Below are 26,434 nucleotides of genomic sequence, written 5' to 3'. Positions count from 1 at the left end.
TTATTTTTTTATCAGTAAAGTCTGATATATCCCTTAACACTGTCCATCTTCCAAAGCTTCTCTTCAAAATCCTTCTCTGAAATAGGCTCAGTTACAAAAGCAAATTCTCCGGGAATACTGTTTCTTTTTACTTCCTCAACATTGTTTCCGAATATCTCTTTGGCCTGATCTTCCAGGTTTTCAGGAACTCTTACGAAGAAGTTTCTAACAGCATTGTCCTTGGGTGAAAGAACTGCCTTCTCAGCCTTCATGTTGACTTCGATGTGTTTTCCTTTGTGCTTGACTATATCAACAACATCTGCAACAACTGCACTGGCTGTAGCATTCTTGCCTGCGCCCTTTCCATAGAACATTACATCTCCCAGCATGTTGCCATGTACATCAATCGCATTAAACACTCCATTTACACTGGCGAGAGGATTCTCATTGGGAACAAGGAATGGAGCAACTATAGTAAAAAATCCATTCTCATTTCTTTTACACATTGCAAGGAGCTTGATTGACATATTCAGTGCCCTTGCGTATTCAAAATCATGAATATTGATCTTTGAAATTCCTTCTGTGTATATGTCTTCATATTGAACGTGCTTGCCGCTCATAAGGCTGGCAAGGATTGCAATCTTACGGCATGCATCATATCCTTCAACATCCGCCTCGGGATTTCTCTCAGCATAGCCCCTCTCCTGAGCCATCTTAAGGACTGTTTCAAAGCCCATTCCCTCTTTATCCATCTTGGTGAGGATATAATTGGTAGTTCCGTTAAGGATACCTGTAATGGCATCGATTTTCTCATGTTTAAGAGAATCATTAAGTGATCTCAGAACTGGAATTCCGCCTCCGACACTCGCCTCAAACAGATAGCTTACATTGTTCTTTTTGGCAAGTTCTACGAGCTCAGGTCCGTGAGCTGCAACAAGCTCCTTATTGGAAGTGCAAACGCTCTTTCCGGCCTCCAATGCCCTCTTTTCAAAAGTAAGAGCAGGCTCAATACCTCCCATGGTCTCACATATTACCTCAACCTCAGGATCGTTTAAAATCACATCAATATCATGAACAACCTGTGCTTCATGCTTATCTCCAGGAAAATCACGAAGATCAAGAATATACTTAAGTTCAAGCGCTTCCCCTGCGCTCTTTGCCACCTCTGCGGCATTAACATCAAGTACTTCTACCACTCCGCTTCCTACTGTACCATATCCCAAAACTGCTACCTTTGCCATGTCATCCTCCATTTTATGATAATGCTGCGCTTCGTCCCGTAATATGGACCTTGTGCACGCCTTCTGCCTTTTCCATTTTGGAAATCATTTCCATTATGTCTCTTGTAGTTGGTAAAACCTGAATAGTAATTGAAAGTGACGCCACACCATTGAGCGGAATTGACTGATGAATTGTGAGAATATTGGCCCCGAATTCCGCAATGAGGTTAAGAACATAAGACAAAAGACCTACCTCATCATTCATCTGAAACGTCAATGTCAGTGTAGTGCCCTGTAGACTATCATGAAATTCATATATATCTTCTTTATACTTATAAAAAGAGCTGCGGCTGATTCCAAGCTTGGCTGCTGCTTCTGCTGCAGTCTTAACCTTGCCGGATTCCAACAGTTTCTTGGCTTCTACCACCCTGAGAAGCACATCCGGAACCGCCTGCTTTTTTATAACGTAATAACCTGTATCCTGTTGCATTACAGAGGTTTCTCCCATAGATTATCAGTTATTTTGTATCGCATGCATAAAGATTGTATAGTCTTTCCACCAAAGACACATGTGCGTATATAGCATATTTTGTTCTTCTCACACGGACATGTGTTTGCGATACAAAGAGTTTAGCACAGTAAAGTCCCAAAGGCAACTATAAAAATGCATAAAATAATTATATTTATTCACCTTTTGTTGTGATTTTTATACATTCCCACCAAAAAAGAGTGTTACAAGCCACTCTGTCCCGGCTCGTAACACTCTCTATTCCTTAATTTACTTGTCCTATGAATATCTCTTACTTGGAAGCATTCTCACCTGCAATCTTGCCAAATACAACGATATCAGCTACAGCATTTCCTCCAAGTCTGTTGGCACCATGGATGCCTCCTGTTACTTCTCCTGCAGCATATAGCCCCGGGATAGGATTTCCCTCTGTATCAATTACCTGTGCATCAGTATTTATCTTTACACCGCCCATACAATGGTGTATTCCGGGGCCTACATTTACTGCGTAGTAAGGTCCCTGCGAGAGATCCGTCAGAACATCTCCTATTTCCCTTCCAAACTCCGGATCTTCTTTAGCTGCAACACATGCTACCCAGGTATCTATTGTATCTTTTAATGCGGCTGAAGCACTGTCATTAAATTCCATGGCCTTGGCCAAATCTTCCAACGTATCACCCTTTACGAGATAGCCACCCTTATCAAGCTTCTTGATAACAGCGGAACCATCATACATATCCTGGTTTGCTATAAGCCATACATTTCCGCCTGTCTGGGCAACTTCCGCTGCAGATACAGCATCTCTTGTGCCGGTTTCATTAGTGAAACGAACACCTTCCCTGTTAACAAGGATAGCTCCGTCTCCTCTTAAGGCCTCACCAACAAGTGCACCATCTGTAGGAATAACCGTAGGATGAAGCTGAATCTGCTCCATATCTACAAAGTCAGCACCAACTTCCGTCAAAAAATCTATCGCATCGCCGCTGGCTGTCGGAACATTAGTAGATATATATCCAGCAAGATCAGGCCTTAACGCAACGATTCTGTCCATATTTCCGCCAAATCCGCCTGTTGCCACAATGACTGCATTAGCATGAACGGTAATTGTATTTCCGTATTCACCTGCAGCAACCACTCCTGAAGCCTTACCACCGTCCATAATGATCTTATTTACTGTGGCGCCATAGATAATCTCTACACCAAGCTCATCAATTCTTCCGGAAAGTGCAGAAACCAGAAAGTTTCCTACAGAGGTTACGTTACCCTCTTCGTCCGTAGGGCGATGAGTTCTCTTTGCACTAAGACCGCCCATAGTTCCAAGAGGTCCTGACAAAGGTACATTTTCCTTATCTAGCCAGTCTATGGCTTCTGCTGATTTCTCCGCCAAAGTTCTTACAAGCTCCGGATCATTTATCTCTTTTCCGCTCTTCATAGTATCTTCCACAAAAAGATCTACAGAGTCCTCGACGCCCTGTTCGGCCTCATAGTGCGTCTCTGCTGCGTTCATTCCAGAGCTCGCTCTACTGGTATTTCCGCCAAGGATTTCATTCTTTTCTAGAAGTATTACTTTCTTGCCATTTTCTGCTGCAGCAATGGCAGCTGTCATTCCGGCACCGCCACCACCCACAATGACAACATCTGCTGTAGCTTCATAGTCTTCCTCTGCCACAGCGCCACTTCCATCAGCTACTATACCTCCCTGTGCAAGGGCCATATCTATAGCTGACAAGAATCCTTTTGAAGTATATGTTGCTCCGGAAACCGCATCAATTTTCGTGCTCTGGGTTTTCAGAATCTTGGTTCGCAGCGCACGTATAGCACTTATACCAACTGATGGGGTCTCTCCTTCTGTCTGGTAGGTGATATCCGTTATGGTGTTGCCCTCTACAAAGACAGATACTTTTATCTCGCCTCCAAAGCCCTGTGCAGATCCATCAAACTGTTTGCCTTCTCTCTCTACAACGTAAGTACTGCCCCATATGCAGAACAAAACCAATAGTATACATGCTCCGCAGGATATAATTCGCTTTGTCATTGTATTCATGTACTTTTCCCTCTCATAATACATAAAACGGTGAACGAAAATACATCTATATATTAACTATAATATATATCCATGTTTATTGCCACTATATTTGTAATAAGAAGGAACTACTATTTTTAGACAAAGCGAAAGCCATGGCATCGGGGAATGCCATGGCTTTCTATTAACGCTTATAAAAGGAAAGAGTAACCTTTATCCTGGAGGTATGGCCAAGGATAAAGAAAGGAGGATATCAAATTCCCGTGTATCCAACTATACTCGTGAAACTCCCAAATTACTTAGAAGCCTTCCATGTGTTGTACTGGTTCTGGAACTCAGCAAGAACTTCCTGATATCCAGCGCCATCAAGAGCTGCCTGATATGCTTCGATTGTAGACTCAACGTCTGCAGAAGCAACACCACCGTTCTCAAGAGCGAATCCGAACTCACCAGCTACGTTAGCGCATGCTGTGTACTGAGCCTCTACAGGAGTCTTGTCGAATCTGAATCCAGCTGCTGAAGATGTGTTAGCGCCACCGTTGAATGCATCATAGAGATCAGCCTTGTTAGCTGGCTCGTTTGCAAGAGGTGTAACGATTGTAGCGTTAGCTGACTCCCACATTGAGTGGTTGTACTTTTCAGAGTTCTGCACAACCTGGTGGTTAGCATCGTATGTGAAGTCCTCACCCTCGATACCGAATGTATAGATATCAGCAAGTGTTGAATCTGTGTAAAGAAGTCCAAGGAAATCTACACAAGCCTGAGCCTGCTCAGGTGTTGAGTTTGCTGTTACGCAGTAGCAAGAACCAAGAGCTGATGTTGAATGAGCCCATCTACTTGTTGCAGGCTGCATTACAACTTCCTGACCATAACGAGCATTAGCCTCGTCGTTAACTGGGATATCTGTCCACCATGTTACTGCCCAATCCTGAGTCTGTGTTGTCTGATCGTTAGTTGTCTTTGTAGCATCATCCTCTGAGATGTAGCCTTTTTCTGCCCAATCAGCCATAAGCTTACAGAACTCAAGGTACTCAGGTGTAAGGATTGTGTCAACAACTTCATCTGACTTACGATCAACTGCTACGAAGTTTGCGCCAGCATCAGCTGTGAAGAAATCGAAGCTGTCGATGTACCATCTGTAGAACATAGCTGTCTTCTGTGTAAGGAAAGGATACTTAAGTCCGTCAGCCTTAGCATCAGCGAGCATTGGCTCGAGGTCAGCAAGCTTCTTAACTGTTGTGATATCCCAACCATGAGCATCAACAACATCCTTACGGAACATGAAATCATAACCTTCTACGTTGTCCTTATAAACAGGTACGAAGTAGATCTTGCCATCATACTTAGCTGCTTCCCACTGTCCTTCAGCCATTGAACCATAAAGTGTTGATCCCTGGATGAGGTCTGTAAGATCGTAAACAGCCTTTGCAGGATAAAGGTCGTTAGTTCCAATTGTGCCTTCCCAAGAAGCTGTCCAAAGAAGGTTGATCTCGTTGTTTGCAAGTGCAAGGTTAGCTTTTTCTGTGTACTCACCAGAACCGATGTCTGTAAGTTTGATCTGTACAGGAATCTTGTCAGCGATGTATGCGTTGATAGCATCCTGAACCTTCTGAACCTGTGCGGAATCTGGGTTAGCTACGTTAAATGAGCATCTGTAAAGGCTGATCTCTGTAACGTCGCCTGATGCAGCAGGAGTCTCTGTAGCAGCTGCTGTGTCTGTGTTTGTGTCTGCTGCAGGTGTCTCTGTAGCAGTTGTGTCTGTAGGAGTCTCAGTTGCTGTAGCTGATCCTGAGCTTCCGCAGCCTGCGAGCAATGAAAGAGTCATTGCTGTAGCCATCATTACTGATAAAACTTTTTTCTTCATATTAACCTCCCTTATTTAGTGGTTTAGTTTTTTATATCAACCCCAAACGGGTAGATATCATGTTATGGAACCTTCCGCTCTCGCATTCGCTCGCCGGAAGACGTTCGAACTAGCCTCGTAAAAAACCTTGGCAAGTTCTCTCAGCCCTTTACTGATCCAACAGTAAGACCCTTGATGAAGTACTTCTGGAAGAATGGGTATACTACCATGATAGGTCCAATAACTACCAGAACTGTTGCCATTGTTGATGAGTACTGTGGAATAGTACCACCCATGGCAGCTCTTGCTGATGCAGGAACGTTTGCGTTATTAAGAAGGAACTCGATACTCTTCTGAATGTTGATAAGAAGGAGCTGCAAAGGCTTCTTGGCATCTGTATCAATGTACAAAAGAGCGTTCTGCCAGTCATTCCAGTAAGCTGTAGCCATCATGAAACCTACGGCTGCAAGTGAAGGCTTAAGAAGTGGAAGTGTGATCTGGAAGAATGTTCTATATTCACCTGCTCCATCGATCTTGGCAGCTTCCATAAGCTCTCCCGGAATACTGTTTGCTATGTATGTTCTCAGAATGATTACATTCATGGTCGAAACACAAAGTGGAAGGATAAGGAGCCATAAGCTGTCTTTCAATCCATAGTAACTTGTGAATACGATATATCCTGAAAGTGTTCCACCATTGAACAACATAGGAATCAAAAGATAAATTGATAAAAATCTTGCAAGTCTGAACTCCTTACGACTGATTGAATATGCGAACATACTCATGAAAAGAAGTCCCACGAAAGTACCTACTACAGTAACAAAAATTGTTACCAGGTATGACTGTGCCAGCTGCTTACCATATTTAAGAACTGCAGCCATACCATCAAGTGACCAATCCTTAGGCCAGAATCTAAAGCCGTTTACTGCGATTGATTTTTCATCTGTAAAAGCAGCTACGAATGTAAGCTCAACAGGAAGGAATGCAAACAGCGTGCATGCAAGAAGGATAATTGCCAGAATAACCTGTCCTACTGTTACCTTCTCCTCTTTAGAAGGAGCTATATCAAGTTTGTTGTTTTCTCTTTTTAACTTAGCCATCTCTTTCCCCTTTCTAGCCAATTATCAGAACAATGCGTTTTCCGGTGCAATTCTGCGGACTGTTGTATTTGCGAACAACATCAGCAGAAGTCCTACAATTGACTGGAAGAAGGACGTTGCGGCTACAAATCCAAAGTTCGAACTACTAAAGATAGCATTCAGAACGTAAGAGTCGATAACCTGTGTTGTTGAATAAAGCATACCGTTGTTACGTGTTACCTGATAGAAAAGACCTGTATCGGAATGCATTACTGAACCAACAGAAAGAAGAAGCATTACTGTTACCATAGGAATAAGTGATGGAATAGTAACATGGAGAATCTTCTGCCAGGAGTTAGCTCCGTCAATGTCTGCTGCTTCGTAAAGCTCTGAGTCGATACCGGCAAGCACTGACATGTAAAGAACTGAACCATATCCGGTGTCCTTCCAGATCTTAACTACAAGGAGGATCCAAGGCCAAAGCTTAGCCTGTGAATAGAATCTTGTTGTAGTACCAAGCATGTGGTTAATAATACCTGTGTCAGAGCTGATGAATGCATATACGATGAACTGAACGGCTGCATATGAAATAAAAACCGGAATGATCATCAAAGTCTGCATTGTCTTGGCCATTTTCTTGAACACAAGCTTATCGATCATGATAGCCAGTGTTACATTAAGGAATGTACCAACTGCTGTAAACAACAGATAATATAAAATTGTGTTCTTGGTGATTGAAATGAATGTTGCCTTGGAAGCTATCAGGAACTTGAAGTTATCAAGACCGTTCCATGGGCTCTTCCAAATACCATCAACATAGTTGAAGTTCTTGAACGCCATTACCAAGCCGGCCATAGGCACATACATGATAAAGAATAAGATGAGGAACACAGGCAGTGCCATAACAACGTGAGCTCTGTGTTTCCAGGTGTTTCTTAAAAATTCTTTCATACTGCTACTCTCCCTTTTATTTACTGGCTAATTCTTGCTACTGACTCTCCCATCTCAATATTCCCCTTTACTACAACCTGTTCAACGATTGTCCCCTTGGGATTATTGATAAGATCAATCAACTTAGAAGCAGCAAGCAATCCAATCTGTTCAGTGTCCTGTACCATAGTAGTCAGGATTGGGCTTATCCTTCTGGCGATCTCAATACCGTCATACCCCACGACTGAGATGTCTTCCGGAATTCGTAAACCTCTTTTTCTAATAGCATTTATTCCGCCGAAAGCTGCAAAATCATCTGGGTAAAAAATACACGTTGGCGGCTCTTTTAAATCAAGAAGCTTATTAGTCGCTTCATAAGCTGCATCTGTATCTCTGTATGGAACTGCCGGAACATATTCATCAGGAATCTCAACTCCAAAATCCTGTAATGTCTTGTAGAAACTTGAAAGTCGGCTTTTTGTTACCGAAGATTCCATTCCGGACTCTTTACCATGTATATAAGCTATTCTTCTGTGTCCCTGCTCATATACATAAGTGGCAAGTTCATTTATTCCATTTACATTGTCAGACATTATTGCTGTTCTGTTGTAAAACAGGTGGTCAATTGTAACCACCGGAATCTCACTCTTTATAAGTTCATCTACCTGAGGATCTGAGAAATCCACACAGGCAATCACGATTCCATCGAAACCTCTGTATATCGCGTGTGATAAATAGGACATGTTGTTTAGTCTCTTATTACCACTGTTGATGAAGGTTATGTCATAGCCGTTTTCCTCAGCTGTGCGTTTGAAGCTGTCCAGAACATGATTGAAATAGTCATGTGTAAGTCCGCTATTAGCTTCATCAACAAAGAGGACGCCAATATTATTTGTTTTGTTCGTCTTAAGAGCCTGTGCTGCAGCGTTTGGTCTGTATCCAAGCTTCTCAGCCACCTCTCTGACATGTTTCTTGGTCTCCTGGCTGATATCACTATGATCGTTAAGTGCCTTGGATACTGTCGCAACGGATACTCCACAAGCCTTAGAAATATCTTTTAATGACACCATTCTATTTACCGTTTGCGCCTTGTTTGTTACTAAATCGTTTTCGTAGTTTCAGAGTACAACATTATTACCCCAAAAGCAATATGTTTTTATATTTTTTTGTGCATGTTTTATACTTTTGGTACATTTTTATAAAATCATTGTCGCTTTTTCATACACTTTTATAAATTCCAGTTTATATTCATAAAAATTTTATTAAACGTTTTCGATAGTGTTTCGTAAACTTATATTCATTGATATTTTGATACCGGTTTCACTGGAAGCTATTGTCTCATCCCCAGTATTTATGCGACTTTAAACTTTATTTTTTTCTTGTTGCATTATATGGATTTAGCATATATAATGTCACTAGAAATTCCGAAAACGTTTAAGTTTATTTATATGTATTGGGAGGTTTTATATGAAATACGGCTTCTTTGATGATGCAGCCCTTGAGTATGTCATCACCACACCCAAGACTCCATTGCCATGGATCAACTACCTCGGCAACAAAGAGTTCTTTTCACTGATATCCAACACATGTGGTGGATACACATTCTACAAGGACGCCAAACTGCTGAGACTCACCAGATATCGTTACAACAACGTTCCATACGATAATAATGGTAAGTACTTCTATATTAAGGACAACACAGATTCCGCCTGCAGCGTAGTATGGAATCCGGGTTGGCAGCCTGTCAAGACAGCACTTGACCAGTATGAGTGCCGTCATGGTCTTGGATACAGCACATTTACATCCAGCAAGAACAACGTGGAAGCTAAAGTTCTCACCTTTGTTCCTATGAATGATAACTGTGAGATTTCCAAGGTTACTATTACCAATAATAAAGAAACCGCAGCTAAGTTATCTCTTTTCTCATATGTTGAGTGGTGTCTCTGGAACGCAGACGACGACATGAAGAACTTCCAGAGAAATCTCAGCACAGGTGAAGTAGAAGTTACAGATGGTGGTTCTACAATCTACCACAAAACAGAATACAGAGAGAGACGTAACCACTACGCTATTTACAGTGTCAACTCTGCAGTTGATGGTTTTGATACCAGCAGAGATGCTTTCCTTGGCGCATACAACGGACCAGATAGTCCTGACGTAGTTGCAGAGGGCAAGTGCACCAACTCTGTAGCAAGTGGCTGGTCACCTATCGCTTCTCACCAGATCAACATTGATCTTGCAGCTGGCGAGTCCAAGACTTTCATCTTCGTTCTTGGTTATATCGAGAATCCCGAGGATGACAAGTGGGAAGCTCCGGGTGTAGTTAACAAGAAACCTGCTCTTAAGATGCTCGAAGCATACAAGACAGAGGCTGCTGTAGATGCTGCACTTGTAGAACTCAAGAACTATTGGAAAGAGCTTCTTTCCAATTATCATATTTCATCTTCTAATGAGAAGGTTGATCGTATGGTCAACATCTGGAACCAGTACCAGTGCATGGTTACATTTAACATGTCACGTTCTGCTTCTTATTATGAATCAGGAATCGGCCGTGGAATGGGCTTCAGAGATTCTTGCCAGGATCTTCTTGGTTTCGTACACCTTATTCCGGACAGAGCAAGACAGCGTATCATTGATATAGCTTCCACTCAATTCCAGGATGGTAGTGCATACCACCAGTATCAGCCACTTACCAAGAAGGGTAATTCAGATATCGGTTCAGGTTTCAATGATGATCCGCTCTGGCTCATCGCAGGAACAAGTGCATATGTAAGAGAAACAGGTGACCTTTCTATATTAAAAGAAATGGTTCCATTCGATAATGATATGAGTGTTGCTAAGACACTCATGGGACACCTTAAGTGCTCCTTCGATTTCACAGCAACTCACAAGGGTCCTCACGGTCTTCCACTTATCGGTCGCGCTGACTGGAATGACTGTCTGAACCTTAACTGCTTCTCAGAGCACCCTGGTGAATCATTCCAGACTTTCGGGCCTTCTGAGGGACCTGTTGCTGAATCAGTATTCATCGCTGGTATGTTTGTTAAATACGGTGAAGAGTACGCTCAGCTTGCAGAACTTCTCGGAGATGACGCTGAAGCTAAGAGAGCACGTGAAGAGATTGCCAAGGTTTACCAGGCAGCTATCACAGCCGGATGGGACGGCGAATGGTTTGTTCGTGCTTATGATGCATATTCCAACAAGGTTGGATCAAAAGAGTGTGAAGAAGGCCAGATCTACATCGAGCCTCAGGGCTTCTGCGTACTTGCAGGCATCGGTGTTAAGGAAGGTCTTGCAGAGAAAGCACTTAAGAGTGTTGAAGAGAGACTTGATACCAAGTATGGCGTAATGATCCTTCAGCCTGCATACACCAAGTATCACCTTGAACTCGGTGAGGTTTCTTCTTATCCACCAGGATACAAGGAGAACGCAGGTATCTTCTGCCACAACAATCCTTGGGTATCAATTGCTGAGACAGTTCTTGGTCACGGTGACAGAGCTTTCGAGATTTACAAAAAAACTTGTCCTGCTTATATCGAGGACATCAGTGAAATTCACTGCACTGAGCCTTATGTATATTCACAGATGGTTGCAGGAAGAGATGCTAAGTTCTTTGGCCAGGGCAAGAACAGCTGGCTCACAGGTACTGCAGCATGGACTTTTGTTAATATCTCACAGTACATTTTGGGTGTATATCCTACACATAACGGTCTCTCAATCAATCCTTGTATCCCTGAAGGATTTGGTGATTTCGAGATTACAAGAAAATATCGCGATGCTGTATATAACATCAGCGTTAAGCAGAACGGCGCTCAGAAGGGCATCAAGAAGCTTACCGTAAATGGCAAGGAAGTATCTGGTAACGTTATTCCTTACGAGGCTGGTGTAAAAGAATACACAGTAGTAGCTGAAATGGGTTGATCCGCTATATGCGATTAACATTATGAGGGGTGAAATAGCCATGGAATCCGTGTATTCCGTGGCTATTTTTGTAAGTATTGCATAAATGACGGTTGTTATGTTAAAATTAGGCCTTGAGGGTGAGAAAAAGTAATGCGAGGTTATTATGGGTAAAGAAATAAAACCTAAGAAACACAGACATAAAAGGCATTATACTTTTATGATCATCTCGGGGGATTCTGACGGCAGCACAAAGCGTCTTCATTTAAACCACTTCAAAACCCAGGTATTGGCGTATACATGCTTCATTATAGTATTGGCTCTTGTTTGCTATTTTATCTATTCCGCCATGACTATAAATGCACTGAAGGATATTGAAGCTCAGCAGAAGGCGCAGATTGAAGAACTCACGCAGAAAAGCACTACCTTATCCGCTGAGAACACTAAACTGGAAACAGAAATCGAACAGCTATCTGCCGCAATCAATAAGAGAATTGAGGATGAACAGTCCTCTGCTGAGGAAGCGGAAGCACTTGCTATTCCATCCGGCTTCCCTCTTTCAGGAACAGCATCTATGACAAATGCAGTTGACGATCCAACTGCTACTACTGTTACTGAACTTACAGACGACAACAAAGACAGCGCAACAGGCAATGCTATTATGATATTTGCGGCCGGTGAAGGCAGCAACGTTATAGCATCCGGATCAGGAACAGTTACTACTGTCACAAGCGATGCCAAATTCGGAAACCTAATATCTATAGATCACGGAAACGGCTACGTTTCTATATATAGAAATTCAGGTAACCCTCTTGTTTCCGAAGGCGATTCAATTGACAGAGGCGACATATTATTCGTTGTTGGCGAGGATAACACCACTCTTGGTTATCAGATTCAACAGGACGATGAATATATAAATCCAGAAACACTAATTGAGATAAATGGATAAATGGAGGAAAAAGTATATGTTCGGAAGTAAAAAGGATACTTCACTTGATCCATCACTGGAGCAGGTTGGAACCATCATCGGACCGGGTGCGGTTATAGAAGGTCCCCTTACAACCAAGGATTCTGCCAGAATAGACGGAACCATAAAAGGAAACGTATCTGTTAGCGGCGCACTTATCGTAGGTCAGGAAGCTAAGATTACAGGAACTGTTTCTTGTCTCAATGCTTATATTGCCGGTGAAGTAAACGGAAATATTTCTTCCCCTCAAGGAAAGGTTGAAATCAGTGATACCGGAAAGGTAATCGGAGATGTAACCTGCAAAGGAATCATCATCGATGAGAACGCGGTTTTCCAGGGCAGATGTGACATGGCAAATCTCGATAAGAGTTCTGCATCAGTTGCCAAAGAAAGAGCTGCATCTGATAAAGCTTCAGAAGAATCAAAGAGCTCTGAAGAGAAAAAAGAAGAAAAGAAAGACGACAATAACAAGAAAAAATGATAAACAAAATGAGCCTTACGCATCCATCCGAATGCGCAAGGCTCTCTTTTTACACAAAAATACAATCGTTAATCAGTCCTGCATTCTCTCGAACACAAGCTCGTATCCGTCATCGCCATAGTTAAGTGAACGATTAACTCTACTAATTGTCGCTGTAGAAGCGCCGGTTTTCTCTGCAATCTCAAGATAAGTCTTATGGTCTCTAAGCATAGAAGCAACTTCAAATCTCTGTGAAAGAGAAAGAAGCTCATTTACTGTACAAAGATCCTCAAAGAAGCTATAACACTCCTCCTTGTTCTGGAGGCATAGTATTGCATTAAACAGGTGATCAACTGCATCTGTCCTAATCTTTTTGTTCATATTAGAAGTCTCCTTAATAATATTTTTTTCGCCATAATTAATCTGTATTCCGATAATAATACTTTCGTGCTTAAACATTTTATCACTCTGAACTAGTAAAGTAAAGTACTCAATTCCGTAAATCGTAAAAATACCTCAAAATGTTATATTTTTGCGTAAAATATGCGCGTATAAACAATTAATTACCTTTACTTTTGGATTTTTATGTGTTAGCATTAATATGTTGTCGTGGACAACAGAACGATTATTTTTTTATTTTTAGTGGAGGTATTACAATGAACAAAGGTACTGTTAAGTGGTTCAACAACCAGAAGGGTTACGGCTTCATCTCTGACGAGGCTGGAAATGATGTATTCGTACATTATTCAGGACTCAACATGGAAGGTTTCAAGTCTCTCGAAGAGGGCGCTTCTGTAGAGTATGATGTAATCCAGGGCGAAAAGGGACCTCAGGCCGTAAACGTAAACAAGCTTTGATTCACAGGTGAGTTAAAGGCTAATTAATCAGACTACATAGTGCCTTATTCTAATATAGATATATATTTTGAATTCGCAAGATTGTAACAATGATTAATCAACAAAAGCCATCCGATTTAATCGGATGGCTTTTTTGAGCGATTGGGTTACTGTCATTTTCAATCAACTATTCACGCTTTGCATGCATCTAACACACTCTTAAATTTAAGTTCGCCGCCAAAAATATCCAGCGCACTTCCTACGGTAACATCGACCTTTCCACTGCCAATGCGCTTTAATAATTCAATGTCTTTAAGATCGTGAACTCCACCGGCATAGGTAATTGGTTTCTTTGCCCAAGTTCCCAGAATCTTCGCAACATTTTCCTCTATACCGTTTTGCTTGCCTTCCACATCTGCCGCATGGACAAGGAATTCATCGCAGTATTCAGATAACTCGTCGAGAGTGTCAGCATTTAATTCTACAGAAGTTTCCTTCTGCCAACGGTCTGTAACTACAACATACTTATTAGTTTTCTTATCATCATCGCATGCTGCCTTACAGGACAGATCAAGAACCAGTCTTTCTTTTCCCACTGTTTTTACCATCTTTTTGAGATTAGTCATACTGATCTTGCCATTTTTGAATACGTAGGAAGTAACAATAACATGGGACGCTCCGGCATCAAGAAAATCTGCTGCATTATCCGGATTTATTCCCCCTCCGATCTGCAGGAGGCCAGGAGTTGCAGAAAGGGCCAGCAGTGCCTGTTTCCTGGTAATGTCATAGTATGGACTCTCTACCGGATTAAGGAGAATAATATGTCCCCCGGAAAGCCCCAGTTCTCTGTACATCCGAGCATAAAAATCAGCCCCTTTTGTGGAGGCAAAGTTCTCTTTTGCTCTATCTCCTTCATCTATAAGGCTGCTGCCTACAATCTGTTTAACTTTTCCGTTATGTATGTCTATACAGGGTCTAAACCTCATTTGATTTATCCTTCCATATATAAAATTAAAGCGGTTTTCACTATTATACATGAAAACCGCCTATCATCATAAATTACGCCAGTACATCAGCCATATCGTACATTCCGGGGTTCTTTCCCGCAAGGAACTTGGCTGCCTGAATAGCGCCCTTTCCAAAAATGGCTCTTGAATATGCTCTGTGAGAAAGAGTTACAACCTCGTCGAGACCAGCAAAAATAACATCGTGGTCGCCGACAATTGTTCCACCTCTTACAGCTGAGATACCAATTTCCTTAGGACGTCTCTTCTCTCGTCTCTGGCTTCTGTCATAAGTATATTCGTATTTTTCATCAAATGCATCATTGATTGCATCAGCAAGTGCAATAGCTGTTCCGGAAGGAGCATCGAGCTTTTGATTATGATGCTTTTCAACTATTTCAATATCAAATCCAGCCTCTGCAAATAACGGCGCCACTTCCTTGAGTACCTTAAGAAGTGCATTAACACCAACTGACATGTTTGCGGAGCGAAGAACTGCAACTTTGGAAGATGCCTCTTTTACCTTGGAAAGCTGCTCCTCAGAAAGCCCTGTTGAACATAAAACAACCGGTACGTTCCCCGCTACAGCATAATCAAGAAGTCCCTCTACTGCAGATGCATTTGAGAAATCCACGATGACATCTGCTTCCACGTTGCATTCTGAAAGGCTTTTAAACACAGGAAAATCATAAGTGTTTTCGCCAAAAGCATCAACACCTGCAACTACCTGAATATCAGCATCCTCTTTTACCAGATCTACAATAACATGTCCCATACGGCCATTGCAGCCGTGCATGATCATTTTTGTCATTTAGCGCACCTCCAGTCCGTACTTCTTCATCTCATCTCTAAGAACTTCCTGGTGAGCAGGCTCCATCTCTGTAAGTGGAAGACGAAGTGGACCAGCCTCAAAACCAATCATCTTAAGAGCGCTCTTAACAGGAATTGGATTAACCTCTGAGAAAAGAGCTTTCACAAGAGGAATAGCATTAAACTGAAGCTTTCTTGCTGCAGCAAAGTCTCCGTCAAGGCACTTCTGGCAGATATCGTGAGTCTGCTGTGGTGCTACGTTTGAAAGAACTGAGATAACTCCAAGTCCACCAAGAGACATGATTGGAACTATTTCATCATCATTACCTGAATAGAGATCAATGCATCCATCTGCAAGCTGCATCATTCTGGAAGTCTGGGCGATATTGCCTGTAGCATCCTTGATACCAACGATATTCTTCTTGTCGCGGCAAAGCCTTACTGCAGTCTCCGGAAGGATGTTACAACCTGTTCTACTTGGAACATTATAAAGAATAATAGGGATATTAATGGCATCTGCAATAGCACTAAAGTGAGTATAAAGGCCTTCCTGAGTAGCCTTGTTGTAATATGGAGTTACGCACAAAACGCCGTCTGCGCCATATTCCTCTGCGAGCTTTGAAAGCTCAATTGCTGTCTGTGTGCAATTTGAACCGGTTCCGGCAATTACAGGAATTCTCTTGTTAACCTTATCAATACAGAACTTAACTACTTCCATGTGCTCTTTTTCTGACATGGTTGCTGCCTCGCCTGTAGTGCCACATACTATGATGGCGTCTGTTCCGTTTGCAATCTGGAACTCTATGAGTCTTGCGAATTCCTCATAATTAACTGATCCATCCTGATTAAACGGTGTTGCAATTGCTACTCCTGCTCCCTTAAAAATTGCCATGATATCAATATCCTCCTTTGATATAAACCGACTAAAGAAAAAGGCTCAACAGATAAATCTGATGAGCCGCAAATACTATTCCATTCCCAATATAACATAAAATATAAGAATGAACTTGATAGCGCCCCATCTTACGATGACAGTCATGCAGCTCTTAACTGCATGCCCAAGCATTTGGAGTTCAGGCCCCAAACCTTTCGGCATATTCACCTTTCGCTTTGCTTCTCCTGCGCCTGACGCATTTGCAAAGTTACTCATTAAATACGCAACCTCTATCTAAAGTCTTATGTTTGTTTTTTAAATAGTACAACTTGTGTCAAGTTTTTGTCAATACAATTGCACTTTTTCCAATAAAGTGCGCATTATGTGCTACTGTCCAAGAAACTGAACAGTAGCATCTTATGTTTACTTCTATCATTCCGCTCCGGAAATGGTCACATTTTCAATCTTAACAACTGATGGAACGACAATGTTGTTGTACTGCTTGAGTTCCTTGGATAATCTTACATTCTTCATAAGTTCGTTAAGATTTCCTGATACAGAGCCTCCGCTAACTGCTGTTACGTTGTCGCCGTCATGGAGATATGCAAGACGGATTTCTCCAGCAATCTCTCCGGTTATTGGATTAACGCTAAAGTCAGAGAACTCAACTGGCTCGAGGTACTTGCCACTTCTAAGCTCTTTTTCTGTATACTCTCCGCCCTCTGCTGTGAAGTTACCCACGATGTAGGAATCTTTTACGCCAAGATAATAGCGGAACTGTACATCGCCCCAATAGCATTCTGGCACATTGTCTTTAACGAGGTACATATCTTTGACAACAGCACCTTCTGAATCCACTGCACTGTTATTAGCAGAATTTGGAAGTTCTTTAACTGCCTTGATAGTAAGCTTGTCTCCCTTTACGTCCTCAAAGACTTCCTTGCCAAGTTCCCACTTGGAGTAGCCCATGTACTTATATGCTGCATGCATATTCATTGCAGCCCACTTATAGATCTGCTCAACATCGTTAGTAGAAAAAAGAACTGTTGTCTTTGAAAGATTTGGAGTAGGCTTTGTATCCAGTCTGTCTTTACCAAACTTAAGGGTATTAGAGATTTCTTTTACCAGATGATCCTTATCACAGGTTCCGGCTTCATACATACGGTAAAGCTCGATCTCATGTTCCTTGTTTCTGGCATTAACAACAACCTCTACCATTGACTTAGGATATGTAACTGTAACATCAATTTCCTCAGAGTTTACATATCTTCTCTTATTGCTCTCAGCAAAAATCTCATAAGAGTTGATATCCTCACCTGATGTCTCAGGAACCTGCTGCAGGGCTTCAATGAAATCCTGTGCCATCTTAGGAACGTCGATAGGTTTGTTTTCAACCTCTACCTTTTCTTTATTCAGCTCGTAGTATGGGTTTGGAGCAAAAGTAGCTCTTACACACAGCGCATCAATAATTTTTTTTGCTTCCTCTAATGAAGCAGTTGGAGCAATCTCCTCAGAAGCTTTACCGATGAACTTTCCATCTGCAATCTTTTTGTAAACTTCTACAGTGATATGTTCTACATCGCGAACTCTGTTCTGATCCAGCTGGTGCTTAATAAAATAAAACTCCCAGCCCTCTGTAACTTTATCTGTAACACTCCAGGCATCAGCACCAGACTGTTTTAATAATTCAATAATCTTATCTGTCATGTCATCCTCCCGCTTAGCCAAGTCTTACTCTGCACTTAAGATATGGGCCGCCGTCTGCAGTCTTAACCCATTCCTTATGGCCTTTACCGCACATTCCGCTTCCAAATGAAACGTAGTCTTTACTTGCCATAGAAATTGAGCCAAGAAGATCTGGCACATAGCCTGTAAGTACAAGTGGCGCAACGACCTTGCCAGTCAGCTTACCATCAATAATCTCATAGCCTCTTGAAATGATACACTGAATTCCCCAGTGCTTAGGATCCTCCATACCTGAGTTGAAGCCTTCCAAAAGGTATCCCTTTGCAATAGAAGCAATCATCTCTTCCTTGGTGCTGTTGCCGCTGTCAAACATAGTGTTTGTCATTCTGGTATAAGCCTTATGCTCAAAGTTCTGTCTCTTACCATTTCCTGTAGGCTTTGTACCAAGCCTGAGGGCAGAAAGAGCGTCACATACGCCAGTCTTAAGAATACCCTTATCGATTTCTATTACGTCTCCAGCAAGAGTTCCCTCATCATCAAAGGCATAACTGGATGTATCTTTACATACAAGAGCTCCCTCATGCATTGAAACAAGATCAGATCCAACGCGCTTATCAATATATTCCTGACCAAGCGCTCTCTTTTTAACAAACATATCCATCTCAACGCCGTGGCCAAAAGCTTCGTGGGCAATAAGTCCCGAAACCTCAGGAGATGTGACAACATCATACTCACCAGGGACAACATGCTCTGCGCCAAGGCAGTCATTAAGTTCTCTGAATGATTCATTGATAAGATCTTCCAGACCATCGAAGATTGCAGGACCTTCTCTGTCAGAAATCGCCTGGTAGCCGTTATCTGTCTTGCCATTTCTGGATCCAAATATTATAACTGCGCCAGTGGACTGAACATAGCTCTGACGAAGATCCTTATTGGCTGTAAGGAACATCTTGCTAACATGAGTAGATTCTCCTCTTACATTACAATCAATGATTTCCTCCGAAAGAGCAGCTCCTTTATCACTAAACTCTTTAAACTTCTTGATCAGTGCATCAAGATCTGTCTCCTCTGGAAGATCTGTGGTCTCCATCTCAACAAAGAGCTCCTGAGGCTCATCAGAGAGCTTATCTGTGTTGTAAACTTCCGTCTTTGCCATCTTTAATACTGCAAGCTGCTTATCAAGAACTTTCTTGATCTTGCCAGCCTTCTCTGCCACATTCTCGCAGTCAAACAGGTTAAAAGAGTACTCGCTGTATAGGCCATCTTTATAGACTCTCACAACGTTTCCTCTCTCCACCATAAGTGTGTTTGCACTAATACTCTTAACCCTCTGGGACGCCGCCATACTGAATCCTACAGAATCTGTTGAAAGAACACTGACATAGTCATAGTTCTTACCCAGCTCAGCGATCAGCTGCTTAATGCCCGGAGCAATAGTGCTTAAATACTCTGAAAACTTCGCTTTCATACCATTTCCCCTTTACAATATATTCCTCTACCATCCGCTTTGGCGTTTTTATGTTTTATCTGTTTAAACCGTCAAAGCCAACGAATGACTTCATTATATATGTTGGTGCAATGTCACACAAGGAATTTTCAGCAGAAATCTGCGGTTATTCTGTGAATTTTTATCAACATTTAATTACGGCATAATAAAAAGATATTGAATAACAAAAAAGTGCGTGCTATAATGCGTTAGTTTGAAAATAGTGAATGTGTTTTTTCTATATTAAGGAGACAAAGAAATTTATGAAGCAGACTAGAAATGATGTAAGAAACGTAGCTATCATTGCCCACGTTGACCATGGTAAAACAACTCTTGTAGACGGACTTCTCCGCCAGAGCGGTGTATTCCGTGCAGGTCAGGAAGTTGTTGAGCGTGTAATGGATTCCGGCGATATCGAAAAAGAGCGTGGAATTACAATCATGTCTAAGAATACAGCTATCACATATAAAGATATCAAGATCAACGTCATTGATACTCCAGGCCACGCTGATTTCGGTGGTGAGGTTGAGCGAGTTCTTAAGATGGTTAACGGCGTTATTCTTGTTGTTGATGCTTTTGAAGGGCCAATGCCACAGACTAAGTTCGTTCTTGGTAAGGCTATGGACCTTGGACTCCCTGTTATCGTTTGTGTTAACAAGATTGACAGACCTGAGGCAAGACCTAAGGAAGTTATCGATGAAGTTCTTGAACTTCTCATGGATCTTGGAGCAGATGACAATCAGCTTGATTGCCCATTCGTATTTGCTTCAGCTAAGGCTGGAACCTCCTCTCTTTCTATCGAAGAGCAGGGCACAGATATGAAGCCTCTTCTGGATACAATCATCAACTATATTCCAGCACCTGTTGGTGATCCAGAGTCCAGCACACAGGTACTTATCAGCACAATCGACTACAACGAGTACGTTGGTCGTATCGGTGTAGGTAAGGTTGATAATGGTATCGTTAAGGTTAACCAGGAAGTTGTTGTTGTTAACCACCACGAGCCTGAGAGACGTATCAAGACCAAGATCAGCAAGCTCTATGAGTACGATGGACTTGGAAGAGTAGAAGTTCAGGAAGCCAAGATTGGTTCTATCGTTGCTATTTCAGGTATCGAAGATCTCAAGATTGGTGACACTCTTTGCTCAGTTGATAATCAGGTTGCCATTCCTTTCCAGAAGATTTCAGAGCCAACAATTTCAATGAACTTTATTGTTAATGACTCTCCTCTTGCAGGTCAGGAAGGTAAGTATGTAACAAGCCGTCACCTTCGTGACAGATTATATAGAGAGCTCAACACAGACGTATCACTTCGTGTTGAGGATACAGATACAACAGAGACTTTCAAGGTTTCAGGACGTGGTGAGCTTCACCTCTCAGTTCTTATCGAGACAATGCGTCGTGAGGGCTTCGAGTTTGCAGTCAGCAAGGCTGAGGTTATCTACCACACAGACGAAGCCGGCCACAAGCTTGAGCCAATGGAGAAATGCTACATTGATGTTCCTGATGAGTTCTCTGGTTCAGTTATTCAGAAGCTCGGTGAGCGTAAGGGCGAACTTGTAAACATGGGTGCCGGAAATGGTGGCTATACTCGTCTTGAGTTCAACATTCCTTCACGTGGACTTATCGGTTACAGAGGTGAGTTCATGACAGATACAAAGGGTAATGGTATCATCAATACTATTTTTGATGGATATGCTCCATACAAGGGAGATATGAACTATCGTAAGACTGGTTCTGTTATCGCATTTGAGACTGGTGAAGCTACAGCTTATGGTCTTTTCAATGCTCAGGACCGTGGACAGCTCTTCATCAAGACAGGTGACAAGGTTTACTCCGGAATGGTAATCGGAACCAGTGGTAAGAGTGAGGACGTTGAGGTTAACGTATGTAAGACCAAGCACCTTACTAACACAAGAACATCAGCCTCAGATGAAGCTCTTAGACTTGTTCCACCTCGTGTTATGTCTCTTGAGCAGTGTATCGAATTCATCGACACAGACGAGCTCCTTGAAGTAACACCTACAAGCCTTCGCATCCGTAAGAGAATTCTTGATCCTACACTTAGAAAGCGTGCAAGCTTCAAGAAATAATTACTGACCAATATAAAACTGCCGGTGTTTTACACCGGCAGTTATTTTTATAATATGTAATATCCTTTATCGCCCTCAACGATTTCAATCTGTCCTTCACATTTTTGGACAAGCCCGTCGCAGATGCGCTGTCTGTCAGCGTCACGGACGCAGATATCGAATTGAACATCAGCCTCGTAGCGGGAATCTGCAATAGAGATTTCGTTCTGAGAAAGGTAATACTGCACATTGTTGATCATATTGTAGCCAACCTTAAGAGTCAGTTTCTGAGAGAGAACCTTCTCTCCTACCTGACAGTTCGCAATACCTGCCTGGGCGGACTGGGTGTAGGCACGGACAAGACCTCCGGTTCCCAGAAGAACTCCGCCAAAGTATCTGGTGACTATAACCAGTGTATTGGTAAGACCTGCTCCGTTTATTACTTCCAAAATCGGCTTACCGGCTGTACCTGAAGGCTCTCCGTTATCACTGCACTTGGTATTCTCTCCATTTACTCCGATTACGTAGGCATAGCAGTTATGTCTGGCATCCCAGTATTTCTTGCTGATCTCTGCTATCTTTTCCTCAGCCTGCTGCTGAGTTTCCACAGGGAATACATTTGCAATAAAGCGGGATTTCTTTTCAACGATTTCACCGCATCCTTCTGAAATTGTTATCTTAAAAGATTCTCTTTCGCTCATGAGCATTATTATAACACGAGACTAATATTTTTCACCTGTATAAGCCTATAGACGTACCTGACAAACCCGAAATTTTACTTTCCTAGGGCGCAGGTGTTATAATAAGGTGTTGTAGTATGGATTTTTATCGCATGCTATATATCATTTAATCAATATGACAGCATATATGTTTAGCGAGGATTACTTATGAATTATGGAAAAAGAGGTATCGTAGAACAGGCAAGAGCCCTTAACTCCGGTACTAATAAATGGGGCAAAAAGATCAGTCTTTTTGGCTTCTATATCATATTATCGCTCATTATAGGCGGCGTTATCATCGGTGCCAGCGCCGGAATCGGTGTATTCAATGGTATCAGAGACACCGCTCCTGACATCAGTAATATCAGCGTTACACCTAAGGGATTTTCAACCTTCGTATATGACACTGATGGCAACCAGATAGCCAAGCTGGTTTCAACGGATTCAAACCGTATCCCTGTAACCTGGGACATGATTCCGGATCACCTTGGTAAAGCCTTCGTAGCTATCGAGGATGAGAGATTCTATGAACATAACGGAATCGATATTCAGGGTATCATAAGAGCCGGTGTTGTAGGACTTACCTCAGGTAATTTCTCACAGGGTGCCAGTACAATTACTCAGCAGCTCCTTAAGAACAACGTTTTCTCAGGTTGGACCGATGAGAGCAAAATCCAGCAGGTAAAGCGTAAGATTCAGGAACAGTATTTGGCTGTACAGCTTGAAAAAAGCATGAGCAAGGAGGATATTCTCCTTAACTACCTCAACACCATCAACCTTGGTTCCAATACACTTGGTGTTCAGGCTGCTTCACTTAGATATTTCAACAAGTCCTGTAGTGAACTTAACATTTCAGAGTCAGCTGTTATTGCTGCTATTACTCAGAACCCCAGCCGTTTCAATCCTATTACTCATCCGGACAAGAACGCTGAGAGACGTAAAAAAGTTTTAGGCAACATGCTCAAGCACGAGTACATTACTCAGATTGAGTATGATACAGCCATGACAGATGATGTATATTCAAGAATTCAGAACGTCAACCAGGAGACCGGTGGCGACTCTACCATCAACTCCTACTTTGTCGACGCTTTGACCAACGACATTTTGGATGATCTCATAGAGGCTGGATACAACGAGACTCAGGCCTACACTCTTTTGTACAGTGGCGGTCTCAAGATTTATTCAACTCAGGATCCTGAAATTCAGGCTATCTGTGATGATGTATTCCAGAATGAAGAGAACTATCCTTCCGGCACAAAATGGCTTCTTAGCTACGAACTGTCTGTTCAGGCAGCTGATGGTACAGTTACCAACCACAGTAGTGAGATGTTCCAGTCCTATTACAAGCAGAGCATTACAGGTTTCAATATGCTCTACTCTTCTCAGGAAGCTGCCGAGGAGGCTATAGAGAACTACAAGGCCGCTGTTATGAACGAAGGCGACACCGTGCTTGGTGAGAAATATACACTTACTCCTCAGCCACAGGTTTCAATATCTGTAGAGGAGCAGAGTACAGGTTACGTTGTAGCTCTTGTAGGTGGTCGTGGTCAGAAGACAGCCAGCAGAACCCTTAACAGAGCAACCGACTCCTACCGTCAGCCAGGTTCAACCTTTAAGGTTCTTTCAACCTATGCTCCCGGTATAGATAGCGCAGGCCTTACTCTTGCAACAGTATTTAATGATGCTCCGTTTGCTTACGATAACGGTACCCTCGTAAAAAACTGGTGGGGATCAGAATACAGAGGTCTTAATACTGTAAGAACGGCTATTAAGGATTCCATGAACGTTATTGCCGTTGAGGCATTTACCCTTATCACACCTCAGCTTGGTTATGATTACCTCAAGAACTTTGGATTCACAACCCTCACAGACGGTGTGACCATCAATGGTAAGGTTTACTCAGACATTCAGCAGTCTACTGCTCTTGGTGGACTTACCTACGGTGTTAAGAACTACGAACTTAATGCCGCTTACGCATCTATTGCAAATGGTGGTGTTTACGTAGAGCCCAAGCTTTATACAAAAGTTGTGGACCATGATGGCAATGTAATCCTTGATAATACAGAAGCCAAGACTAAGCGTGTATTAAAAGAAACTACAGCTTTTCTTTTAACTAGTGCAATGCAGGATGTTGTTACTTCCGGAACTGCTACTTCAGTTAACTTTGGAACAACTGCTATTGCCGGTAAAACCGGTACAACCACAGACTATAAAGATGTTTGGTTTGCAGGCTACACCAATTACTACACAGCCACAGTTTGGACCGGTTACGACAACAACGTAAGCATGAAGGATTCAGCTGAAAAGAACCTCTCCAAGACAATGTGGAGAAAGGTAATGTCCAGAGTACATGAGAATCTTCCGGCATCTTCCTTCTCAATGCCATCCGGTATTGTAGTCGGAACAGTATGTTCAAGATCAGGCAAACAGCCAATAGAGGGACTTTGCAGTGGAACACTTATGAATGAGTACTTTGAAGAAGGCACAATTCCTACCGAAAGCTGTGATGTTCACTATCAGGGAACAATGTGCGGTATAGACGGATGCCCAGCAACAGAGCTTTGTCCATTCAAGACAGCCGGTGTATTTGAACTTACCCCAGAAGTACCAGCAGCAATCCAGTCCGGATTTGTAAATTACACTCCAGGCAATTCTGCTTACACTACAGTTACTGATGAGGAAGGCAATGAAGTCCGAGTTCTCAACACCTGTCATCATACAGTTGAGTTCATGACTCAGCCAGGAATCGAAGGTATCATCGCTTCAGAACAAGCCGCTGCTGTAGCAGCTGCACAGGCAGCCCAGGCCGCAGCAGAAGCCGCAGCCGCAGAAGCCGCAGGCGAGGCAGCACCTGCCGAAGCTGCTCCTGCTCAGCAGACAGAATCAGTAGTTAACGAAGTTCCCGCAGACGTTTCTGCCGGCAACTAATAAATTCCCAAACAATCACAAAGGCTTAGAGAAAGGTAACCACCTTATCTCTAAGCCTTTTTATTATCCCCTCCACCATCGTTTGCCAAGCTCCGCTTCTGCCCATCAGATCAGGAACGCGGCTTTTCAAACACCGTAGCAATCAAATTCGGGGATAAAGCTTTCCTTGGATGTTTCGCCCACCTGCATAAAGCCATTTACGACACCTATTTGGGCCGCATAATCTATCAGGCTGTCATAGTCCCTATCAGATACCTTTCGGTCGATTTCGGGATACTCTGACAGTTCTCCGTTGGGGGTGAACTGATTCATTAGGCTGATATAAATACTGTCCCCATATTTTTCATAGAGGTAGCGAACAATCATTTTAGCCTGTATTAGCATTCCGGGCATCAGAAGGTGTCTTACTACTACCCCCTTCTTCATTATCTCAGTATCATTTGTCGTATCTTTTTGGGGCTCTATAGCATTAGAAACATCTAAGCGTTTCTCACGTTCAAAGATACATTCTGGGCACTGCCTGACCATCTCATCAATAGCTCTTTTGGCAGCATCCACATATCCATGAGCCTTACTATATCTGACCGCATCCTCTTCCCTGATGTACTTAAAATCCGGAAGATATATGTCAATAAGCCCGTCAAGGCTCTTAACTGTCTGGAGCTCAAGATATGATGATGTATTAAAAAGAAATGGAATTCCAATCCCTCGGTTTCTGGCCTTCTCTATAGCTACTCTAATGGTGGGGACAAACATATCCCCGGTCACCAGGTTGATATTATTAGCCCCTTTATCTTCCAGTTCAAAAAAGATATCCACGAGCCTGTCTACGGAAATATACTTACCTACCTGGCCTCTGCTGATGGCCTTATTCTGACAAAAAACGCACCCCATGTTGCAGCCTGAAAAAAACACTGTTCCGGAGCCATTATTTCCGGAAATACAGGGTTCTTCCCACATATGAAGCGCCGCCCTGCTCACATGCAGATCACTCTTTTCCCTGCAAAAGGCTGTAGCCACAGTCCTGTCTAGGCCGCACTTTCTTGGGCACAGCCGGCAATTCTTATATTCTGTAAAATCCTTGTCACCACTTGTCATAAAAATATACCT

21 protein-coding genes and 1 riboswitch are annotated in these 26,434 nt (G+C 42.5%); of the genes, 6 read left to right on the top strand and 15 right to left on the bottom strand.

Going from position 1 to position 26,434, the window contains the following annotated elements:
- Positions 1-11 precede the first annotated feature (11 nt).
- The 7 genes from G613_RS0107100 to G613_RS0107070 all read right to left on the bottom strand — a co-directional run bounded on the left by G613_RS0107100 (position 12) and on the right by G613_RS0107070 (position 8,652).
- Complete coding sequence (locus tag G613_RS0107100; protein WP_029231998.1) at positions 12-1,220, bottom strand: homoserine dehydrogenase; 1,209 nt, start codon at positions 1,218-1,220, stop codon at positions 12-14.
- Positions 1,221-1,233: 13 nt separating this feature from the next.
- A complete protein-coding gene (locus G613_RS0107095; RefSeq protein WP_029231997.1) occupies positions 1,234-1,689 on the bottom strand; it encodes an ACT domain-containing protein in 456 nt (151 codons plus the stop codon).
- A 310-nt stretch (positions 1,690-1,999) separates the two neighbouring features.
- Complete coding sequence (locus G613_RS0107090) at positions 2,000-3,751, bottom strand: flavocytochrome c (protein ID WP_029674640.1); 1,752 nt, start codon at positions 3,749-3,751, stop codon at positions 2,000-2,002.
- A 274-nt stretch (positions 3,752-4,025) separates the two neighbouring features.
- On the bottom strand, positions 4,026-5,594 hold the full coding sequence (locus G613_RS0107085) for an ABC transporter substrate-binding protein (protein ID WP_029231996.1): 1,569 nt from the start codon (positions 5,592-5,594) through the stop codon (positions 4,026-4,028).
- A 140-nt stretch (positions 5,595-5,734) separates the two neighbouring features.
- Positions 5,735-6,673 carry a carbohydrate ABC transporter permease gene (locus tag G613_RS0107080; RefSeq protein ID WP_029231995.1) on the bottom strand — a complete coding sequence of 313 codons (939 nt, stop codon included), beginning with the start codon at positions 6,671-6,673 and terminating at the stop codon, positions 5,735-5,737.
- A 24-nt stretch (positions 6,674-6,697) separates the two neighbouring features.
- Entirely contained in the window at positions 6,698-7,603 is a 906-nt protein-coding gene (locus G613_RS0107075) for an ABC transporter permease (protein WP_029231994.1), read from the bottom strand.
- 20 nt (positions 7,604-7,623) lie between these two features.
- Positions 7,624-8,652, bottom strand: a complete 1,029-nt coding sequence (locus G613_RS0107070; RefSeq protein ID WP_029231993.1) for a LacI family DNA-binding transcriptional regulator — start codon at positions 8,650-8,652, stop codon at positions 7,624-7,626.
- A gap of 397 nt (positions 8,653-9,049) precedes the next feature.
- On the opposite strand from G613_RS0107070, the gene G613_RS0107065 reads away from it, so the two are divergent.
- From G613_RS0107065 to G613_RS17940, 3 genes are all read left to right on the top strand, one after another.
- A complete protein-coding gene (locus G613_RS0107065) occupies positions 9,050-11,503 on the top strand; it encodes a GH36-type glycosyl hydrolase domain-containing protein (RefSeq protein WP_029231992.1) in 2,454 nt (817 codons plus the stop codon).
- A gap of 145 nt (positions 11,504-11,648) precedes the next feature.
- Positions 11,649-12,431, top strand: coding sequence for a murein hydrolase activator EnvC family protein (locus G613_RS0107060; RefSeq protein ID WP_029231991.1), 783 nt, complete (start codon positions 11,649-11,651; stop codon positions 12,429-12,431).
- 16 nt (positions 12,432-12,447) lie between these two features.
- On the top strand, positions 12,448-12,930 hold the full coding sequence (locus G613_RS17940) for a bactofilin family protein (RefSeq protein WP_029231990.1): 483 nt from the start codon (positions 12,448-12,450) through the stop codon (positions 12,928-12,930).
- Positions 12,931-13,002: 72 nt separating this feature from the next.
- On the opposite strand, the gene G613_RS0107050 is transcribed toward G613_RS17940, so the two are convergent.
- Entirely contained in the window at positions 13,003-13,290 is a 288-nt protein-coding gene (locus tag G613_RS0107050) for a YerC/YecD family TrpR-related protein (protein ID WP_029231989.1), read from the bottom strand.
- A 275-nt stretch (positions 13,291-13,565) separates the two neighbouring features.
- Between G613_RS0107050 and G613_RS0107045 the strand changes: the two genes are divergently transcribed.
- On the top strand, positions 13,566-13,766 hold the full coding sequence (locus G613_RS0107045; protein ID WP_013281837.1) for a cold-shock protein: 201 nt from the start codon (positions 13,566-13,568) through the stop codon (positions 13,764-13,766).
- Between the two features lie 170 nt (positions 13,767-13,936).
- Here G613_RS0107045 and hisA read toward each other — a convergent pair whose 3' ends face one another.
- The 5 genes from hisA to G613_RS0107015 form a co-directional block, all read right to left on the bottom strand.
- Entirely contained in the window at positions 13,937-14,731 is a 795-nt protein-coding gene (gene hisA / locus G613_RS0107040; protein WP_029231988.1) for a phosphoribosylformimino-5-aminoimidazole carboxamide ribotide isomerase, read from the bottom strand.
- 73 nt (positions 14,732-14,804) lie between these two features.
- Positions 14,805-15,560: a 4-hydroxy-tetrahydrodipicolinate reductase gene (gene dapB / locus G613_RS0107035; RefSeq protein ID WP_029231987.1), complete on the bottom strand. Its 756-nt coding sequence runs from the start codon at positions 15,558-15,560 to the stop codon at positions 14,805-14,807.
- Positions 15,561-16,451: a 4-hydroxy-tetrahydrodipicolinate synthase gene (dapA, locus tag G613_RS0107030; protein WP_029231986.1), complete on the bottom strand. Its 891-nt coding sequence runs from the start codon at positions 16,449-16,451 to the stop codon at positions 15,561-15,563.
- A gap of 111 nt (positions 16,452-16,562) precedes the next feature.
- A riboswitch (Lysine riboswitch) is annotated at positions 16,563-16,734 on the bottom strand.
- A gap of 131 nt (positions 16,735-16,865) precedes the next feature.
- Positions 16,866-18,140 (bottom strand): metallopeptidase TldD-related protein, encoded by a 1,275-nt coding sequence (locus G613_RS0107020; RefSeq protein ID WP_029231984.1) that lies wholly within the window; start codon positions 18,138-18,140, stop codon positions 16,866-16,868.
- 13 nt (positions 18,141-18,153) lie between these two features.
- Positions 18,154-19,587 (bottom strand): TldD/PmbA family protein, encoded by a 1,434-nt coding sequence (locus G613_RS0107015; RefSeq protein WP_029231983.1) that lies wholly within the window; start codon positions 19,585-19,587, stop codon positions 18,154-18,156.
- Positions 19,588-19,868: 281 nt separating this feature from the next.
- Here G613_RS0107015 and typA point away from each other — a divergent pair, with 281 nt between their 5' ends.
- On the top strand, positions 19,869-21,698 hold the full coding sequence (gene typA, locus G613_RS0107010; RefSeq protein WP_029231982.1) for a translational GTPase TypA: 1,830 nt from the start codon (positions 19,869-19,871) through the stop codon (positions 21,696-21,698).
- A gap of 47 nt (positions 21,699-21,745) precedes the next feature.
- Here typA and G613_RS0107005 read toward each other — a convergent pair whose 3' ends face one another.
- Positions 21,746-22,378, bottom strand: a complete 633-nt coding sequence (locus G613_RS0107005) for a YigZ family protein (RefSeq protein WP_081647814.1) — start codon at positions 22,376-22,378, stop codon at positions 21,746-21,748.
- Positions 22,379-22,564: 186 nt separating this feature from the next.
- Here G613_RS0107005 and G613_RS0107000 point away from each other — a divergent pair, with 186 nt between their 5' ends.
- Positions 22,565-25,324, top strand: a complete 2,760-nt coding sequence (locus G613_RS0107000; RefSeq protein WP_029231980.1) for a transglycosylase domain-containing protein — start codon at positions 22,565-22,567, stop codon at positions 25,322-25,324.
- 126 nt (positions 25,325-25,450) lie between these two features.
- Here the strand turns inward: G613_RS0107000 and G613_RS0106995 are convergent, their stop codons facing one another.
- Complete coding sequence (locus G613_RS0106995; RefSeq protein WP_029231979.1) at positions 25,451-26,422, bottom strand: radical SAM protein; 972 nt, start codon at positions 26,420-26,422, stop codon at positions 25,451-25,453.
- Positions 26,423-26,434: the final 12 nt, after the last annotated feature.

It is taken from the genome of Butyrivibrio sp. VCB2006 (genome assembly GCF_000420945.1).
In the GTDB taxonomy this organism is placed as follows: Bacteria; Bacillota; Clostridia; order Lachnospirales; family Lachnospiraceae; genus Butyrivibrio.
The sequence above is the reverse complement of the archived record's forward strand: the minus strand, read 5'-3'. Positions and strand labels throughout refer to the sequence as shown.